This window comes from Gilliamella sp. Gris3-2, from assembly GCF_001690345.1.
GTDB lineage: Bacteria > Pseudomonadota > Gammaproteobacteria > Enterobacterales > Orbaceae > Gilliamella > Gilliamella bombi.
Genome location: NZ_LZHB01000042.1, coordinates 1 through 2,219, shown reverse-complemented (window position 1 = coordinate 2,219; position 2,219 = coordinate 1). Strand labels below are relative to the sequence as shown.

Below are 2,219 nucleotides of genomic sequence, written 5' to 3'. Positions count from 1 at the left end.
GGCGGCGGCGGCGGTGGCGGCGGCGGCGGTGGCGGTGGCGGTGGCGGTGGTGGTTCTGGTAATGGTGGTAATGAGCTAGATGAAAGTACTATTGCATCACTACGATTAACCCCAAATGAATAACTACTATAAAAGGCACTACATAAAATAAAAAAAAGCAAACATATATTGCAAAATAAAATACGTTCAGCAGTTAAATAGTTTGGATACTTCATTTTATTTCCTTTATCAAATAATATTTTATTTTTATAAATTTCTAGCATTACTAATAAATTTCCATGCCAACAAACATATAATTTGTTAAATAAATTATTTAAACTTATCCAACACCCTAAGCATTGAAGGCTAAAGGTTGAAGAACAACGCAAACAACTGATAGATTGGCAAGGCGCGTAAGCTTTGCCTGCTCAGCGCCCCAACTTGCGCAGGGGCTTTATTCTTTTTTATATTATCCCCTCAGGTACCATAACCACCTTCCGCACCCGAAGGATTAAGGACTAAACGCTAAAAACTAAGGTGCGGTGCAAAGGACATCGCGAGAGTCGCTGGCACTGCGACTGTTGACGTAGCCGGTGCCCGAGTCGACAGTGAACAGGGAGCTACCTGAAGCGTCGCTCGTCCAGTAGTGGCTGCTGACGAAGCCCGCATCAGCGTAGTAGCCCATGATGCCCCACTCCGTGAAAAAACCTGCTCCTATGTGACGCATGTAATTATTACCTGATGAGCTAGGTGCTGCACCTAAATTTTTATAGTTTGAATTGGTTAAATCCCTTACCCTAGGCATCCGATAACCCAAACTATTACACCATGCTGTTTGATGAAAAAGGTCAACACTTTGACCACCCCGATTGACGAACCATTGCTTTAACTTGAATCCGTACCGAACCTCATTACCACTTCTATCCCTTCCCACCAACTCAAACGTCTGTGGCAAAGATGGCACGGTAATGCGACCTGGACTACTTGAACTTATTTGAGCTATATCAGCTTTAGGACCTGTTAATGTTACCCGTGTTACATATTTTGATTTATCGGTAATCCAATAATCAGCTTGGATAACATTTCCCCTTGGGTCTGCGAATGTCCCTGTTAGCGCCCTTCTCCAACTCACCGTTACACCTATACTACCACTTGTGTTTACTCTCCAACTCAATTGACGTGCGTCTATCCCTCCTATGTCCAAATCAAAATACAATCCATCTAAACCTGTAGTAGGAAAATTTCTGTCGTAAGATGATGGACTTGTTGATTGAGTTAGAAAGCCCTTAGTAGGACTCCATATGTTAGATGGACCGGCAAAGCGTGGCTTGTCCAAAGAATCAATTCCACTTGTTCCACCCAACAACAAATTCGGTCTGACCGAGCAAATAACCGGCTGTGACGACAAAGTGATATAATACTCCGCAGTGCCTCCACTAAAAGTACTACTATTGGGTACACCGTACTGCGTAGCTAAATTTCCTCCAGTACTACTTAAGGTTACCTTATAAGGGGCATGACATAGACTTAATGCATCACCACGACTAACGGTATTACCATATTTATCCGTTATTGCTAACGATATACTTCCTAATGCGGAAATACCATTTACTCCCTGTCCATCTCCATCATCATCTCCCCATTTACCTTGTGCCACTAAGTCATTTATATTTATTGAGTCGCTTAATGGCGGGACTATCATTTCAATATCAGCCAAGGTATCCCCTACATTAGCCAACTCGATTGGCGCTGTTGGTGATGAAGGATTATTTTGCGGTGTGAATATTCGACCATCTGATAACTTAATACCTAATAAGTCTTCTATTTTAGTCACTTTAGTAACACCGCCATCAAAAGTTAAATAAGGCGCAGTACCGTGAATGCGCTCAGAAGTCGTAGCCGATAATGCCTGCGATTCTAAAGAGTACGGCAATAACAACAATAGCGCTAATGCCAATGGGATTTTTAAAGATAGTTTTGTGGATAATTTCGAAAATAATTCGAAAAATAATTTGGAAGGTATAAATAAGTTTCGAGTAAAAACTTGTCGAATAGGATTATTTGATAAATTTAAGACATAGGTTTGCCAGTGCTTGTGCCTTGTGCCTTGTGCCTAAAATGGTACTGCATTTCGTTTCACCTGTCAAGTAATATTTTGTTTTATTTGAATTTTTATGTTTATTCGCTTATTTAATAAGCTCACCTTTCTAAAGCGATGAAAGTATAGCCGTTTAAGGGAT

The 2,219-nt window shown here is 41.1% G+C and carries 2 protein-coding genes; both read right to left on the bottom strand.

Annotated features, from left to right (window positions below; genetic code table 11):
* On the bottom strand, positions 1-215 hold a 215-nt coding region (locus tag A9G32_RS12795), incomplete at its 3' end, for a hypothetical protein (protein ID WP_176701327.1).
* Between the two features lie 296 nt (positions 216-511).
* Positions 512-1,936: a hypothetical protein gene (locus A9G32_RS06770; RefSeq protein ID WP_141672881.1), complete on the bottom strand. Its 1,425-nt coding sequence runs from the start codon at positions 1,934-1,936 to the stop codon at positions 512-514.
* Between the last annotated feature and the right edge of the window lie 283 nt (positions 1,937-2,219).